The 1,772-nt window shown below is 67.9% G+C and carries 3 protein-coding genes; all 3 read right to left on the bottom strand.

Annotation, left to right across the window (positions count from 1 at the left end):
• Window positions 1–41: 41 nt before the first annotated feature.
• On the bottom strand, window positions 42–674 hold the full coding sequence (locus ACO6D5_RS19460; protein ID WP_485826261.1) for a thiol:disulfide interchange protein DsbA/DsbL: 633 nt from the start codon (window positions 672–674) through the stop codon (window positions 42–44).
• A gap of 91 nt (window positions 675–765) precedes the next feature.
• Window positions 766–1,518, bottom strand: coding sequence for an SPOR domain-containing protein (locus tag ACO6D5_RS19455; RefSeq protein ID WP_485826260.1), 753 nt, complete (start codon window positions 1,516–1,518; stop codon window positions 766–768).
• A gap of 9 nt (window positions 1,519–1,527) precedes the next feature.
• The coding region (locus ACO6D5_RS19450) for a DALR anticodon-binding domain-containing protein (RefSeq protein WP_485826259.1) at window positions 1,528–1,772 on the bottom strand (245 nt) is incomplete at its 5' end.

Here is a 1,772-nt window from a genome sequence, read left to right as displayed (position 1 = left end):
CCATCAGGCCGGGGCGTTTTGCCGTGAATCGCGGACGCGGATTACTTGTTGCGCGCCATCGGGATCAGCTGGTTGACTTCCTTCAAGGCGCCTTCGTAGCTGTTGCCCGCCATGACCGGCGAGGTCATGAACTTGCCGCCCACGGCAAACGAGGGCGTGCCGTCGATGCGGTAGGCCTCGGCCAACTGGTTGGCGCGTTGCACCTGGGTCTGCACGCTGAACGAATCGAACACCGAGTCGAACTTGGCGCGGTCCACGCCTTGGGACGCGGCCCACTCGCCCATGGCCTTTTTGTCGAACAGACGCTTGTGCTCGCCGTGGATGGCGGTGAAGAACTTGGCGTGCAGGTCCTTGCGGTCCAGCGCCAGGAACGTGTAGTACACCTGCTGCAGCGGCTTCATGCCGGCGTTGAAGGCGATGGGCACCTGCTTGAGCACGACGTCGGACGGGGCGGTCTTGGCCCAGTCTTCGACCATGGGCTCCATGGCGGCGCAATGCGGGCAGGTGTAGGCGAAGAATTCCAGCACTTCCACCTTGCCCGGGGTGTCCGACGGCAGCGGCGGGTTGATCGACACATAGGCCGGCGTGCCTTGAGCGTGGCTTGCCTGGCTGAAGAACGCCGTGGCGGTCAGCGCGGCCGCGGCCATGATGCGGATAATCTTGGTGGACAACATGGATGAGAGGTTCCTGGGTAAAAAGTTACAGACAGGCCCGGGGCCGGATTAGTTCAATACCAAGCGTGCAATGCCTCGCCGCCGGCGCGCCTTACTGGCGCACGACGGCGGTTTCGATCTTGTTCTCGCCCAGCCTGCCGCGGGCGCGGTTCATGTCGTCCAGGCGCGCGAACGGGCCGACGCGCACCCGGTTGATCGCCTTGCCGTTGACTTCGGCCTTTTGCACGGCCACCGGCAGCCCCAGCAGGATGATGCGGGCCTTCAGCGATTCCGCGTCGTTTTCACCGCGGAAGGCGCCCGCCTGCAGGTAGTACGTACCGGTAGCCGCAGACGCCGTGGCGGCCGCGGCTTTGGGGGACGGGGCCGGAGTAGAGGCCGGTGCGGACTTGGATATCGGCGTGGGCGCCTGAGCGGGCGCCATGGCGACTTGCGCGGGCGGGGCGGATGCCGCCTGCGGTTTGGCGGTTGACGGCAATGTGGCGATCAGCGCACCCAGGTCATCCAGCTTGGACGGCGTTTCGTCGGGCTTGGCCGGCGTCGCACCCGTGCCTGCGCCAGGCAGCGGCGCGGGAGCGGTGGCGGTCGGGCCGGTGGGCGGCGCGCCCGCCGCGCCGTCACGGCCGTACAGGCCCGCGTTGGGATCCGGCGCCTGACGGGGGTCAGGCAGCTTGCCCGCGTCGCCCTGGCGGCTGGCGCGGTCCACGAAAGGCACCGGGGCCTTGGTGACGTAGAACGCCACGGCGGCGGCCACGATCAGGCCGATAAGCAGGCCGGCGAGCGCCCCGTACAGAGTGCTGCCGCTTTCGCCTGAGGAACGGCGGGTGGTTTTGCGCTTGGTTGCCATGTACCGATGTTACATCCGCTCGGGGGCGGACACGCCCAGCAGTTCAAGGCCGTTGGCCAGCACCTGGCGCGTCGTGGCGGCCAGGCGCAGGCGGGCCAGCTTGACGGCCACGTCGTCGATCAGCACGCGTTCGGCGGCGTACCAGGCATGGAAATCCGAGGCGCAGTCGCGCAGCCAGAAAGCGATGTGGTGCGGCGACAGGTCCTGGGCGGCCAGGGCCACCACGTGCGGGAATTCGGCCAGGCGCTGCATCA

The sequence above is a fragment of the Achromobacter sp. genome, assembly GCF_057314935.1.
Note: the sequence above shows the minus strand (reverse complement) of the source record. Positions and strands in the feature narration are given on the sequence as shown.